This window comes from Pseudomonas sp. Leaf59 (genome assembly GCF_920984685.1).
GTDB lineage: Bacteria > Pseudomonadota > Gammaproteobacteria > Pseudomonadales > Pseudomonadaceae > Aquipseudomonas.
This window is the reverse complement of the sequence record NZ_CAKLBR010000006.1, coordinates 137,556-150,641: the sequence shown is the minus strand read 5'-3', so window position 1 is coordinate 150,641 and position 13,086 is coordinate 137,556. Positions and strand designations below refer to the sequence as shown.

Below are 13,086 nucleotides of genomic sequence, written 5' to 3'. Positions count from 1 at the left end.
ATTTGAAGGTCTTCACACATCAAAATGTGGGAGGGGCTTGCTCCCGATAGGGCCAGCACTAGGCCCGAAACTGTCCCAGGCTGGCCTTAAGCTGCGCCGCCAACCCATCCAGCACCTTGCCACTGGCCGTGGTCTCCACCACCGCCTGCGCCGCGCGCTCGGCCTGGGCATGGATCACCTCCACCCGCCCACGCACCGCATGCGCCCCCTGGGCCTGATGCTCGGCCGCGCGCGTCGCCAGGCCGATGGCCGCGTGCACCTGCTCCACCGAGGCCTGCACCGTCTGCTGCAAGCGCACACTGTCACGCAACACCAGCAAACCTTCGCTGGCCTGGCGCCCGGCCTTGCCGATGGTTTCCACCGCCTCGCGCGCGCCCTGCTGCAACGCGACGATATGCGCCTGGATGTCACCGGTTGAGCTTTGGGTCTTGCTGGCCAGCGCACGCACCTCGTCCGCCACTACCGCAAAGCCGCGTCCGGTCTCACCGGCACGCGCCGCCTCGATGGCCGCGTTGAGCGCCAGCAGGTTGGTCTGTTCGGCGATGCCATGAATCACGGTCAGCACCACTTCGATCTGCTCGCTTTGCTGCGCCAGCCGCTCGATGACCTGGGAACCGGCCTGCACCTGCCCCGCCAGCGCCTCGATCAAACTGCCGACTTCGGCCGAAGTGCGCGCGTTTTCATCGGTGGCCTGACGAATATCCACCACCTGCTGCAACGCCGCCTGCATCGCCTGGCTTTCGGCCTGGGCTTCATCAGCCATCTGCGAAAGCTCGCGCAGGCTCTCGGCCACCTCATCGCGCTGCAAGCCGGCCGCGGCATCGGCGCCGGCATTGCGCAGGGTCATGGCGCCGATTTCCACCCCGGTGCGCTGGGCCACATCGCCCGCTTCGCGCACGATAGGCTGCAACTTATCCACAAAGCGATTGACCGCCGAAGCCATGGCGCCGATTTCGTCCTTGCTGTTGATTTGCACGCGCCGGGTCAGGTCGCCGTCGCCCGCCGCCAAGTCATCCATGGCGGCAATCAACAGTTTCAGGCGATTGACCACGCGCCGCCCCAGCACGATGGCGATCAGCAGCAACACCGCCAAACCCACGATGGCGAGCCCCATACCGATGCGCCAGCGCAGCGTGCCCGCCGCATCCTGCACAGCATCGGTGGTGTTGGCGGTCATCTGGTTGGCGGTGGCCTGAGCCGATTGCAGACGCGCGCCCATGGCCGACGCGCTGTCAGCGGCTGCGCCCTTGAGGCTGTCGCCCACCAGTTGATCGCCGCTGGCGATCAACGCGGCGAAGCGTTTGTCGAGGGCTTGCAGATTCGCCTCCACCGAGGCGGTCGAAACGCCCATGCGCACCTTGCCGATCTCGACCCCATTGGGGCTGATGGACGCTTCGACGTAGTACACGGCAGGATCGGACCTGGCCGCATCCAGCACTTTGTCGAGGGCGCGCTCACCGGCGCCCTTGGCCAGCAGCGCCTGGTTGATCGGGTTTTCACGATTGAGGTAGCGGGTCAGATGCTCACCGGTGGCGTCGTCGTAGACCACGAACAACACGTTGGGATTGCGCTGGGCGCGCCGGGCGAATTCGGACAACGTCGGCACATCGCTGTCCCACATGGCGCGCGGCGCCACCGAGGCCAGCAATTGCGCCATGTCGTTGGCGGAGTCTTGCAGGTCTTTTTCCAGGGTCGCACGCAGTTGCTTCTGCTCTTCCTGCAGGCGTGTTGAAAGCCCTGCAGTCAGACGCTGACGCGTGCTGGTGGACAAGCTCTCCAGACTCGACGTGACTTCCTTGCCGGCCTGGGCCAGTTCGCCTGAGAGCTTCTGGCTGTCGATGCCCAGACGCGCGGCCAAATCTGCTTCCAACGCCGTGACCGTGCTCCGCGTCAGCGCGACGGCGACCAGCACTTGCACCAAAAGGGCGATACCCAGAGTAACGAACACCGGACGCAACAGACGACTTTGTAACACTGAGAGAACGGCAGACATCGGTAATCCCTCGACCACGGGTGCCATTAATTTGATAGCACCGCGAAAGAGAGAATAACAGCAAGTGTCGTGCCGTCTGGCAGACGCCCATGAAAAAGGGCTCCCGAAGGAGCCCTTTGCTTTTCACATCAATCGCTTATCAAGCGAACGGGTGGCGCAGAACGATGGTTTCGTTGCGGTCGGGCCCCGTCGAAATAATGTCGATCGGCGCACCGATCAGCGCTTCAACACGCTTGATGTAGGCACGGGCGTTAGCCGGCAGTTCTTCCAGGGTCTTGGCGCCCACGGTCGATTCGGTCCAGCCCGGCACTTCTTCGTACACCGGCTGCAGGCCTACGTAGCTGTCAGCGTCGGTCGGTGCCACGTCATTGCCTTGCGCATCCTTGTAGCCGATGCAGATGTTGATGGCTTCCAGACCGTCGAGTACGTCCAGCTTGGTCAGGCAGATGCCGGAGATGCTGTTCACATCGATGGCGCGACGCAGGATAACGGCGTCGAACCAGCCACAACGACGGGCACGGCCGGTGGTGGCGCCGAATTCGTGACCCTGCTTGGCCAGATGCGCGCCCACGGCGTCGAACAGCTCAGTCGGGAAAGGACCCGAGCCCACGCGGGTGGTGTAGGCCTTGGTGATGCCCAGGATGTAGTCGAGGAACATCGGGCCAACGCCGGAACCGGTGGCAACGCCGCCGGCAGTGGTGTTGGAGCTGGTCACGTACGGGTAGGTACCGTGGTCGATGTCCAGCAGCGAGCCCTGTGCGCCTTCGAACATGATGTCCTTGCCGGCGCGACGCAGGTCGTGCAGCTCGGCGGTCACGTCCAGCATCAGCGGCTTGAGCAGCTCGGCGTATTCCTTGCACTCGGCCAGGGTCTTGTCGAACTCGATGGCCGGCTCTTTGTAGTAACCGACCAGCATGAAGTTGTGGTAATCCACCAGTTCACGCAGCTTGTCTTCAAAGCGCGGCATGTTGAGCAGGTCGCCCACACGCAGGCCACGACGGGCAACCTTGTCTTCGTACGCCGGGCCGATGCCGCGACCGGTGGTGCCGATCTTCAGCTCGCCACGCGCCTTTTCACGGGCCTGATCCAGGGCAACGTGGAAGGACAGGATCAGCGGGCAGGACGGGCTGATGCGCAGCCGCTCGCGCACCGGCACGCCTTTTTCTTCCAGCTTGGTGATCTCGCGCAGCAGGGCGTCGGGAGCTACCACCACGCCGTTGCCGATCAGGCACTGCACACCTTCGCGCAGCACGCCCGACGGGATCAGGTGCAAGACGGTTTTTTCGCCATCGATGACCAGGGTGTGGCCAGCGTTGTGGCCGCCCTGGTAGCGCACTACGGCGGCAGCATGTTCGGTCAGCAGATCAACGATCTTGCCTTTGCCCTCATCACCCCATTGGGTGCCCAGGACTACGACATTCTTACCCATAACACTTGTCCTCATTCGCGCAAACTTGGTGCCGGCGATGGCCGGCAGGAAAACTCAAGAAGCCAGTGGCGATACTTGCCAAAGCCCGTTCTGCTGAATCAATTGCCGGTCGCAGTCCGCTTCACGGGCGGCGGCCAATGGCTGCCCAGGCAAAGCCTGGACCACACGCTGACCCTCACTGCGCAACTGGCAAACCTGCTGCCAGAGTGCTGCGTCCGTACTGTCGGGCATCCAGATGCCACCAGACGGCAGCTCGACCTCAGCACGCCCCAGGGTCACCAGGGTTTTCAAATCGGTGGAAAAGCCGGTAGCCGGACGCGCGCGACCAAAGTCAGCGCCGATATCGTCATAACGACCGCCCTGGGCGATGGCCTGGCCAACACCCGGTACGAATACGGCGAACACCACACCCGTGTGGTAGTGGTAGCCGCGCAACTCGCCCAGATCAAAGTACAGCGGCAACTGCGGGAAACGCGCCGACAGGCGCTCGGCAATCGCCAGCACGTCGTCCAGCGCGGCCAATACCGACGCCGGCGCATTGGCCAGGCGCTCACGCGCGGCCACCAGCACTTCACGACCACCGCACAGGTTGACCAGCGCACGCAGCATGCCGGCCAGGTCTGCAGGCACGCCTTCGGTGAGGGCAATGACTTCATCGATGGCCTTGCGTTGCAGGGCATCGAACAACTGCTGCTCCACTTCGCCGGACAACCCGGCGGCACGGGCCAGACCACGGTAGATACCCACGTGACCCAGGTCCATGTGCACATCCGGCACATCAGCCAGTTGCAACATGGCCAGCATCAGGCTGATCACTTCAACGTCGCTGCTCGGGCTGGCGTCGCCATACAGCTCGGCCCCCAGCTGGATCGGGCTGCGCGAAGACGACAGGGCACGCGGCTGCGCATGCAGCACACTGCCGGCGTAGCACAGGCGGCTCGGGCCTTCGCGGCGCAGAGTGTGCGCGTCGATGCGCGCAACCTGTGGCGTGATGTCGGCACGAAAGCCCATCTGCCGGCCCGATTGCGGGTCGATAACCTTGAAGGTGCGCAGATCCAGGTCCTGGCCCGCGCCGGTCAGCAGGGATTCCAGGTACTCGATATGGGGAGTCACGACAAACTCGTAACCCCAGCTCTGGAACAGATCCAACACCTGGCGACGCGCTACTTCAATGCGCGCAGCCTCTGGTGGCAGTACTTCTTCGATGCCATCTGGCAGCAGCCAGCGGTCTACCGTTGCCATTACGCCATTCCCCTTTGATCCGGGCGGCCAGCCCTCGGCCGAGCCTTGAGTGAAGCAGAAAACACCCGCCCCTTGCATAAACCACGCGCAAGAGCGACGTGACGAACGGCCTGTCAATGGCCTCGTCGGGCACTTTCCTCGAAAAACCGGTGGCGCCTGCTCGACCATCAACAATCAAACATGCAGACGCAAAAAAGCCGGGAATTTCCCGGCTGCCGCATCATACACCCGTTTTCTGAAAGGATCACCCCGCCCGGCATTTTAGCCGCCCGACGGAGTGGTTCCTGCACAGTGACGAGCTGATTACTTGGCTTTTTCCAGGTAGCGGAAGAAATCGCTGCTTGGGTCCAGCACCATGACGTCGGTTTTGTTCGCGAAGCTTTCGCGGTAGGCACGCAGGCTACGATAGAACGCGTAGAACTCCTGGTCCTGGCCATAGGCCTTGGAGTAGATCGCCGCCGCTTGCGCATCGCCATCACCACGGGCCTCTTCAGACTCGCGATAGGCTTCCGCCAGCAGGACACGACGCTGACGGTCGGCATCCGCACGGATCCCCTCAGCCAGTTCGTTACCCTTGGCGCGGTGCTCACGTGCCTCACGCTCACGCTCGGTGCTCATACGCTCGAACACGCTGCGGTTCACTTCCTTGGGCAGATCAATGGCCTTGACGCGCACATCGACCACTTCGATACCCAGTTCCTTTTCCGCCATGGTGTTCAGCGAGCGGGTGATATCCGCCATCAGCGCATCACGCTCGCCGGATACCACTTCGTGCAGGGTGCGCTTACCGAACTGGTCGCGCAGACCCGACTCGAGACGACGCGACAAACGATCATCGGCAAGCTGCTTCTGGCCGGAGGTCGCGGTGTAGTACCGCTCGGCATCCTTGACGCGCCACTTGGCGTAGGCGTCAACCATCACGGCTTTCTTTTCCAGGGTCAGGAAGCGCTGCGTCGGTGCATCCAGGGTCATCAGGCGACCGTCGAACTTGCGCACCTGATTGACGTAAGGAACCTTCACATGCAGGCCGGGCTGGACATCCGCCTGGACCACGCGACCGAATTGCAGCAGCACCGCGCGCTCGGTCTGAGCGACGATGTAGAAGCAGTTCCAGGCAGCGATGACCACGACGACGCCCACAATCAGGGCGGTCAGCGATTTATTGCTCATCAACGACTCTCCCTGGTACGTGTTTGCTGTTGCAGCAGGTCAGCGGCCGCACGGGCGCTGGCTTCGTTGGCAGCGGCGTTCGAACCGGTCGACGGCGCGCTGGCGCCACTACGACCACCTTCGATCATCTTGTCCAGCGGCAGGTACAGCAGGTTGTTCTGCCCGCCCTTGCTGCCGGTCACGAGAACCTTGCTGGTGTTGCTGAAGACTTCCTGCATGGTGTCCAGGTACAGACGCTCACGGGTGACCTCGGGTGCCTTGCGATACTCGGCGACCAGCTTGGTAAAGCGATCCGCCTCACCCTTGGCGCGCGAGACCACTTCGTCACGGTAGCCGTTGGCATCTTCAAGGATGCGCTGGGCCTGACCACGGGCTTCCGGCACGACGCCGTTGGCGTAGGTTTCAGCCTGGTTGCGCGAACGCTGCTCGTCTTCACGGGCGCGGATCACGTCGTCGAAGGCTTCCTGCACTTCACGCGGTGCCGCTGCGCTCTGCACGTTCACCTGGGTGACAGTGATACCGGTGCGATAGGTATCGAGGAACCGTTGCAGACGCTCCTTGATTTCGCTGGCCATCAACTCACGGCCTTCGGTCAGCACCTGATCCATGGCGGTGGAACCCACCACATGGCGCAAGGCGCTTTCGGTCGCGTGTTGCAGGCTGATTTCCGGCTGGTCGACGTTCAGCACGAAGTCCTGCAGGTTGGTGATCTTGTACTGCACGGTCAGCGGCACTTCGACGATGTTTTCGTCTTCGGTCAGCATCTGGCCCTGCTTGGTATAGGAACGCTCACGTGTGACGTTCTCCATGTACTTCTTGTCGATCGGCGGGAAGTAGATGTTCAGGCCCGGCCCGACCGTCTCGTAGTACTTGCCGAAGCGCAGCACCACGGCTTGCTCCTGCTCGTCCACCACGTAAACGGCGCTGTACAGCCATACGGCCGCCAGCACGACAAGACCCAGGCCCAGCAGGCCATAGCCACCGCCCTTGCTTGTGCGACCGCCGTCGTCACCACCCCGTTTTTTCCCACCACCGAACAACCCATTCAGGCTTTCCTGCAGCTTTCGGAAGGCCTCGTCGAGATCTGGTGGCCCCTTGCGGTCGCCATTATTGCGGCGCTTACCACCCCAAGGATCCTGATTATTCGAGTTGCCACCCGGCTCATTCCAAGCCATAGCGCTCTCCATCTGATAAAGCAAAGACGCGCCCACGGCGCGCCGACCAATGCTACAGAATGCCTGCCATTGCGGCACAACCGCTTTAGGAGGCTTTTATTGCAAAGTGTGTTGTTCGATGAACTCCGCTGGCACCTCGCCCTCGCGGCTGACCAGCCGATTGAGCTCCGAGCGCGGCAACCGAACGGCCAGCAAGCTGACACCTTCTTCGTCGTGTTCTTCTTTCTGTACCGCGCCCAGTTCGAAAAACTGTGCACGCAGTCGAGCAAAACGCTGCGGCAAGCGCAAGGTGCCGACGAACAAATCACTGCCGAGCAGTTCGGCAATCGCTTGTTCAAGCAGCTCCAGACCACTGCCATCACGCGCCGACAGCCACACCCGCTGGGGTACGCCGTTCTCGTCGCGCTGAATTTGTGGCTCAACGCCTTCAAGCAAATCGAGTTTGTTATAGACCTCGAGGATCGGCAAGTCCTGGGCACCAATCTCGCCCAGTACCACCATCACCTGTTCAATCTGCAGCATGCGGTCCGGTTCGGCCGCATCGATCACATGCAGCAGCAGGTCGGAGTTGCTCGACTCTTCGAGCGTAGACCGAAAGGCCTCGACCAGCTTGTGGGGCAAGTGACGAATGAAACCTACCGTGTCGGCCAGGACAATCGGCCCCAGGTCGCCTATATCAAGGCGGCGCAAGGTCGGGTCGAGAGTGGCGAACAGTTGGTCGGCCGCATACACGTCCGACTTCGTCACATTATTGAAGAGTGTGGATTTGCCGGCGTTGGTATAGCCCACCAGCGACACGGTAGGAATATCCGCACGCGAACGGCCTCGACGCGATTGCTCGCGCTGGCTGCGTACCTTCTCCAGGCGCCCCTTGATCTGGCGCAGGCGCACCCGCAGCAGGCGTCGGTCGGTTTCGAGCTGGGTTTCACCCGGACCCCGCATGCCGATACCGCCACCCTGACGCTCAAGGTGAGTCCAGCCGCGCACCAGACGCGTACTCATGTGGTCAAGCTGGGCCAGTTCGACCTGGAGCTTGCCTTCATGGGTGCGGGCGCGCTGGGCAAAAATATCGAGAATCAGACCGGTACGGTCGATCACGCGACACTCGAAAACACGTTCGAGGTTGCGTTCCTGACTGGGCGTGAGGGTGTGATTGAAGATCACCAGATCGGCTTCTTCGGCGTGGACCAGGTCGCGCAGTTCCTCGACCTTGCCGCTGCCGATCAGGTATTTGGCGGTTGGCCGATGACGCGGCACGTTAAAAAACGCAACGGTCTCGGCGCCGGCCGAATTTGCCAACTCCTGAAACTCCTGCGGATCTTCGCGCGCCTCAGGGTCCTGTCCATCCAAGTGAACGAGGATTACTCGCTCACCACCACCGTGGCGCTCAAAGAACAAAGGAGACTCCTATCAGGCGTTACCTGGCTCAGCGTCAGCTGCATCATCACCGGCTGCGCTAGGCAGACGGATTGGACGGACTGGAACGACTGTCGAGATAGCGTGCTTGTAGACCATCTGGCTGACGGTGTTTTTCAGCAGGATCACGAACTGGTCGAACGACTCGATCGTGCCTTGCAGCTTGATACCGTTGACCAGGTAGATGGAAACCCCCACTTTCTCTTTACGTAAAGTGTTCAAGTAAGGGTCTTGTAGCGAATGCCCTTTTGACATGTGTCGCACTCCTTTAAGGATCAATAATTAAAAAATCGGAAAATGGGTAGCTTATGGCCGTCACACCCCCAAGGATAGACGGCAATTGCAAGGACTCAGCTCAATATGGAGACCGACCCCAGGTATTTCAAGGCGCGTGACAGATTGTCGCTGTCCAGGCTGTCCAGCCAGTGCAAATCGCTCCAGCTGCGCAGCCAGGTGAACTGGCGCTTCGCCAATTGGCGCGTGGCGATGATGCCGCGCTCCTGCATGTCGGCTGACGTCAGCTTGCCATCCAGGTAATCCCAGACTTGACGGTAGCCTACAGCGCGTATCGAAGGCAGCCCGGCATGCAGGTCACCTCGGGAACGCAAAGCTACGACCTCGTCCACAAACCCCTGTTCCAACATAATCGTGAATCTTTGCGCAATTCGTTCATGCAGCACTTGGCGATTTGCCGGGGCAATGGCCAGATTCGCGACAGTATAGGGCAATTGTGATTGACCCGACGCGTCTGCATCAGCACTTTGCGCAGTTTGTTTCAGCCTGTGTTCAGTCATGGTCTGGCCGCTCACACGCCAGACTTCCAGCGCGCGCGTGAGGCGCTGCGGATCGTTGGGGTGAATACGCGCGGCAGACACCGGGTCTACCACCGCCAGTTGGTCGTGCAGGGCTTGCCAGCCAAGGCGGGCAGCGTCGTCCTCAAGTTCGGCGCGCACCTGGGCGTCGGCGGGCGGCATGTCGGCGAGCCCTTCCTGCAAAGCCTTGTAGTAGAGCATTGTGCCGCCCACCAGCAGCGGGATATTGCCCCGCGCGGTGATGTCGGCCATGGCTGCCAGGGCGTCAGTGCGAAAATCCGCAGCCGAATAGCTCATCGACGGGTCGAGGATGTCGATCAGGCGGTGGGGATGTTCGGCCAGCAGCGCTTTGGAAGGCTTGGCGGTGCCGATATCCATGTCCCGGTAAACCAGGGCAGAGTCGACGCTGATCAGCTCGCAGGGCAGCACCTTGCTCAGCTCGATGGCCAGGTCAGTCTTGCCGGCGGCCGTGGGGCCCATCAGAAAGATCGCGGGGGGCAAGGCACTCATCAGCGGCCGCGCAGGAACAGTTTGTCCAGATCGTCCAGGCCCATCTGGGTCCAGGTCGGCCGGCCGTGGTTGCACTGGCCACTGCGCTCGGTGTTTTCCATGTCGCGCAGCAGGCCGTTCATTTCCGGCAGGGCCAGACGGCGATTGGCGCGGATCGCGCCGTGGCAGGCCATGGTGCCGAGCAGCTCATTGATGTGCGCCTGGATACGGTCACTGGTGCCGTATTCCATGAGGTCGGCCAGCACGTCGGCCACCAGGCGGTTGGCCTCGGCCTGTTTGAGCAGCGCCGGAATCTGACGGATCGCAAGGGTTTCCGGGCCCAGGCGTTGCAGTTCAAAACCGAGTTTCTGGAACACACCATGGTGTTCTTCGGCGCAGTCGGCTTCCCGCTGACTGACGGCCAGGGATTCGGGCACCAGCAGCGGCTGGCCGCTCAGGCCTTCGCTGGCCATGGCGATCTTGAGGCGCTCGTACATGATTCGCTCGTGGGCGGCGTGCATGTCCACCAGCACCAGACCGTGGGCGTTTTCCGCGAGGATGTAGATCCCCTTGAGCTGGGCCAGCGCATAACCCAGCGGCGGAATATCACCGCCACCTTCGGGCAACGCAACGGCGGCGCCCGGCTCGGCACCCGGCAGCGGCGCGAAAAATTCGCGATAGGCCGCCTGGGCCTCGGCCACCGGCACAGTCGATTGCGGGCGCGGCGTGTATTGATACTGATACCCCGCGCCAGCACCCGAGCCCGGCGCGGTGTACGAAGGCTGTGGCTGCGGCGATTGCAGCAGGTTGGCCGCCAGGCTCATTTCGCCCTGCGGCCCGAACTCACCGGCCTCGGGGCCGGTCGGCCGCACCACTGCCGTCACGATCGGCGCCGACAGTTGATCGTCCGGACGCACATCGCCCAGGGCGCGGTGCAAGGTGCCATACAGGAAGTCATGCACCATGCGCCCATCACGGAAGCGCACTTCATGCTTGGTCGGGTGCACGTTGACGTCGACCACCGAAGGGTCGACCTCAAAGAACAACACAAAGGTCGGATGCCGACCGTTGAACAACACGTCGCGATACGCCTGACGCACCGCATGCGCCACCAGTTTGTCGCGCACCGCACGGCCATTCACGAAGAAATACTGCAAGTCCGCCTGGCTGCGCGAGAACGTCGGCAGGCCCACCCAACCCCACAGACGCAGGCCATTGCGCTCGATCTCGATCGGCAGCGCCTGCTCCAGGAAACCCGCGCCGCAGATCGCCGACACCCGTCGGGCACGCGCAGCATCGTCATGGGCTTCGTGCAGGCTGAGGATGGTCTTGCCGTTGTGACGCAGGTGAAACGCCACGTCGAAACGTGCCAGGGCCAGGCGCTTGATGACTTCCTGCAGGTGATCGAATTCGGTTTTCTCGGCCTTGAGGAATTTGCGCCGGGCCGGGGTGTTGAAGAACAGGTCGCGCACTTCCACCGACGTACCCACCGGATGCGCCGCCGGCTGAACGCGCGGGGCCATGTCGCGGCCTTCGGTTTCCACTTGCCAGGCCTGCTCGGCGTCGCGGGTGCGCGAGGTCAGGGTCAGGCGCGCCACGGAGCTGATCGACGCCAGGGCCTCACCGCGAAAACCCAGACTCATCACCCGCTCCAGGTCTTCGAGGTCGCGGATTTTGCTGGTGGCGTGACGGGCCAGGGCCAGCGGCAGGTCATCCGAGGAGATACCACTGCCATCGTCGCGTACGCGCAGCAGCTTGACGCCGCCCTGCTCCACGTCGACATCGATGCGTTTGGCGCCGGAGTCGATGCTGTTTTCCAGCAGCTCCTTGATCACCGACGCCGGGCGTTCAACCACCTCACCGGCGGCAATCTGGTTGGCCAGGCGCGGGCTGAGCAATTCAATGCGCGAGCCACTGTTCAACAAGGACTCGCTCATTACTGCGCCGCCAATTCAGTGCCGGGGATGGTCAGCACCTGGCCGACTTTCAGTTCGTCGCTCTTCAGGTTGTTGGCACTGCGCAACGTGGCAGGCGACACCTGGAAGCGCACCGCCAGCATGGCCAGGGTGTCGCCGGGCTGCACGCGATGGTCGCGCGGGCCCTGGGCGATTTTGCCGGAATCACGCAGCCAGGCAATGTAGGTGCCCGGCGGCGGATTCTGCTGGAAGAACTGCCGTACGCCGGCGCTGATGGAACGCGCCAGGGCCTGCTGATGGCTGGCACTGGCCAGCTTGGAGGCTTCGTTGGCGTTGGAGATAAAGCCGGTTTCGACCAGGATCGACGGGATATCCGGCGATTTCAACACCATGAACCCGGCCTGCTCCACGCGCTGTTTGTGCAGCGAGGTGACCCGGCCGATGTTGCTCAGGACTTTCTGGCCGACGTTGAGGCTGGAGGTCAGCGAGGCGGTCATCGACAGGTCGAGCAGTACGCCGGCGAGCATCTTGTCCTTGTCGTCGAGGGACACGTTGCCGGCCCCGCCGATCAGGTCGGAACGGTTTTCACTGTCGGCCAGCCAGCGCGCCGTTTCGGACGTGGCGCCGCGATCGGACAGGGCAAACACCGAGGCACCGAAGGCGGCGCTGGACGGCGCAGCGTCGGCATGGATCGAAACGAACAGGTCGGCGCCCTTCTTGCGCGCGATTTCCGTACGGCCGCGCAGCGGAATGAAGTAGTCACCGGTGCGGGTCAGCTCGGCGCGATAGCCTTTCATGCCGTTGACCTGGCGCTGCAGCTCGCGGGCGATGGCCAACACCACGTCTTTTTCATGCTGGCCGCGCGAGCCGGAGGCCCCCGGGTCTTCACCGCCGTGGCCGGCGTCGATCACCACAATAATGTCGCGCTTGCCCGGCGGCGCGGGCGGCGGCGGCGGCAATTTCACCTGCGGTTGCGATGGGTTGACCGGTATCGCGGGCACGGTCGCCACGCTCGGCGTCGGCGCAGGCGTCGGGTTGGCGTCGGCGGCATTGTCGAACAGGTCGACCACCAGGCGGTTGCCGTACTGGGCGTTGGGCGCCAGGGAAAAGCTTTTCGGGGTCACGGCCTTTTTCAGGTCGATGACCACGCGCAAGTCGGTGGGCGTACGCTGGGCCGAGCGCATGGCGGTGATCGGCGTGTTGGCGGTGGACACCTTGAGCGGTGCGGCCAGGGTCGCACCATTGATATCGATCACCAGGCGATCAGGCGCCGCCAGGGTAAAGACGCTGTGCTGGACAGGGCCAGACAGGTCAAACACCAGTCGCGTGTTATCCGGCGCTCGCCACAGGCGAACACTTTTCACCTGTGAAGCAGCCAGAGCATTGACAGTCATTGCCGCAAGCAACACTCCCACGACAGCAACCAACGCGCGAAAGCGCATAC

10 protein-coding genes and 1 pseudogene are annotated in these 13,086 nt (G+C 62.7%); all 11 read right to left on the bottom strand.

The window, feature by feature from the left end; genetic code table 11:
* Positions 1-58: 58 nt before the first annotated feature.
* Entirely contained in the window at positions 59-763 is a 705-nt protein-coding gene (locus tag LUB09_RS24050) for a methyl-accepting chemotaxis protein (RefSeq protein WP_416195188.1), read from the bottom strand.
* A 201-nt stretch (positions 764-964) separates the two neighbouring features.
* Positions 965-1,018, bottom strand: a pseudogene (locus tag LUB09_RS24045) (hypothetical protein); the annotation flags it as partial.
* Between the two features lie 1,114 nt (positions 1,019-2,132).
* A complete protein-coding gene (locus LUB09_RS09015) occupies positions 2,133-3,422 on the bottom strand; it encodes an adenylosuccinate synthase (RefSeq protein WP_209987899.1) in 1,290 nt (429 codons plus the stop codon).
* A 54-nt stretch (positions 3,423-3,476) separates the two neighbouring features.
* Complete coding sequence (locus LUB09_RS09010) at positions 3,477-4,664, bottom strand: ATP phosphoribosyltransferase regulatory subunit (RefSeq protein ID WP_231422387.1); 1,188 nt, start codon at positions 4,662-4,664, stop codon at positions 3,477-3,479.
* A 303-nt stretch (positions 4,665-4,967) separates the two neighbouring features.
* Positions 4,968-5,834: a protease modulator HflC gene (gene hflC / locus LUB09_RS09005; protein ID WP_209987893.1), complete on the bottom strand. Its 867-nt coding sequence runs from the start codon at positions 5,832-5,834 to the stop codon at positions 4,968-4,970.
* Entirely contained in the window at positions 5,834-7,009 is a 1,176-nt protein-coding gene (gene hflK / locus LUB09_RS09000; RefSeq protein ID WP_003236241.1) for an FtsH protease activity modulator HflK, read from the bottom strand. Before hflK ends, hflC begins: the two co-directional genes overlap by 1 nt.
* A 96-nt stretch (positions 7,010-7,105) precedes the next feature.
* Entirely contained in the window at positions 7,106-8,407 is a 1,302-nt protein-coding gene (gene hflX / locus LUB09_RS08995) for a ribosome rescue GTPase HflX (RefSeq protein WP_209987890.1), read from the bottom strand.
* A gap of 12 nt (positions 8,408-8,419) precedes the next feature.
* On the bottom strand, positions 8,420-8,680 hold the full coding sequence (hfq, locus tag LUB09_RS08990) for an RNA chaperone Hfq (protein WP_003171355.1): 261 nt from the start codon (positions 8,678-8,680) through the stop codon (positions 8,420-8,422).
* 95 nt (positions 8,681-8,775) lie between these two features.
* Positions 8,776-9,747 carry a tRNA (adenosine(37)-N6)-dimethylallyltransferase MiaA gene (miaA, locus tag LUB09_RS08985; protein WP_231422386.1) on the bottom strand — a complete coding sequence of 324 codons (972 nt, stop codon included), beginning with the start codon at positions 9,745-9,747 and terminating at the stop codon, positions 8,776-8,778.
* Positions 9,747-11,663 (bottom strand): DNA mismatch repair endonuclease MutL, encoded by a 1,917-nt coding sequence (mutL, locus tag LUB09_RS08980; RefSeq protein ID WP_416195150.1) that lies wholly within the window; start codon positions 11,661-11,663, stop codon positions 9,747-9,749. Before mutL ends, miaA begins: the two co-directional genes overlap by 1 nt.
* The gene (locus LUB09_RS08975; protein ID WP_209987883.1) at positions 11,663-13,084 is read right to left on the bottom strand and encodes an N-acetylmuramoyl-L-alanine amidase; all 1,422 of its coding nucleotides are present in this window, start codon (positions 13,082-13,084) and stop codon (positions 11,663-11,665) included. Before LUB09_RS08975 ends, mutL begins: the two co-directional genes overlap by 1 nt.
* Positions 13,085-13,086: the final 2 nt, after the last annotated feature.

What these genes read in the sequence shown, in the direction of transcription:
- LUB09_RS24050 (WP_416195188.1), bottom strand. Translation starts at nt 763, where the DNA reads ATGGCTGATGAAGCCCAGGCCGAAAGCCAGGCGATGCAGGCGGCGTTG.
- LUB09_RS09015 (WP_209987899.1), bottom strand. Translation starts at nt 3,422, where the DNA reads ATGGGTAAGAATGTCGTAGTCCTGGGCACCCAATGGGGTGATGAGGGC.
- LUB09_RS09010 (WP_231422387.1), bottom strand. Translation starts at nt 4,664, where the DNA reads ATGGCAACGGTAGACCGCTGGCTGCTGCCAGATGGCATCGAAGAAGTA.
- hflC (WP_209987893.1), bottom strand. Translation starts at nt 5,834, where the DNA reads ATGAGCAATAAATCGCTGACCGCCCTGATTGTGGGCGTCGTCGTGGTC.
- hflK (WP_003236241.1), bottom strand. Translation starts at nt 7,009, where the DNA reads ATGGCTTGGAATGAGCCGGGTGGCAACTCGAATAATCAGGATCCTTGG.
- hfq (WP_003171355.1), bottom strand. Translation starts at nt 8,680, where the DNA reads ATGTCAAAAGGGCATTCGCTACAAGACCCTTACTTGAACACTTTACGT.
- miaA (WP_231422386.1), bottom strand. Translation starts at nt 9,747, where the DNA reads ATGAGTGCCTTGCCCCCCGCGATCTTTCTGATGGGCCCCACGGCCGCC.
- mutL (WP_416195150.1), bottom strand. Translation starts at nt 11,663, where the DNA reads ATGAGCGAGTCCTTGTTGAACAGTGGCTCGCGCATTGAATTGCTCAGC.
- LUB09_RS08975 (WP_209987883.1), bottom strand. Translation starts at nt 13,084, where the DNA reads ATGCGCTTTCGCGCGTTGGTTGCTGTCGTGGGAGTGTTGCTTGCGGCA.